The organism is Vibrio qingdaonensis (genome assembly GCF_026191675.1).
GTDB lineage: Bacteria > Pseudomonadota > Gammaproteobacteria > Enterobacterales > Vibrionaceae > Vibrio > Vibrio qingdaonensis.
The window spans coordinates 1-461 of record NZ_JAKRRY010000165.1; the positions used below are offsets into that span (position 1 = coordinate 1).

The 461-nt window shown below is 43.8% G+C and carries 1 pseudogene; it reads left to right on the forward strand.

Annotated features, from left to right (window positions below):
- Window positions 1-229: pseudogene (gene recA, locus MD535_RS25855) on the forward strand (recombinase RecA); the annotation flags it as partial.
- Window positions 230-461: the final 232 nt, after the last annotated feature.

Here is a 461-nt window from a genome sequence, read left to right on the forward strand (position 1 = left end):
GCTTGGAGTAAAACAGAAAATCATAGAAAAGTCCGGTGTTTGGTATAGCTATCAGGGAGACAAGATAGGACAAGGAAGACAGAAAGCTTGTCAGTACCTCGTCGAACACCCAGCGGTGAGTCAAGAAATTGAAGATTTACTGCGTGTTCAATTATTAGCTCCAACAGTGCCAGCCGAAGAAAACATTCAAAGTTCTACGCCCGTAGATCAGGAAAACCTTACCTCATAGCTACGTAAAGTGACAACAGAAAGGGGCCAGTTTATCGGCCGGAGAAACCGGCCCCAGAGCACCCAATAAAAAATTCAACTGAATGCCTACTCATGATAATTCAATGCACTCCATAAACGCACCTGAGCATTTTATACAGTTGCATATTTATCATCGATGTATTACTGATCTTTAGCGTAGGTTGTGTTGGCGGTGCGCTATAGTGCGTCAACTGCCTTGTCCGATCCAACTT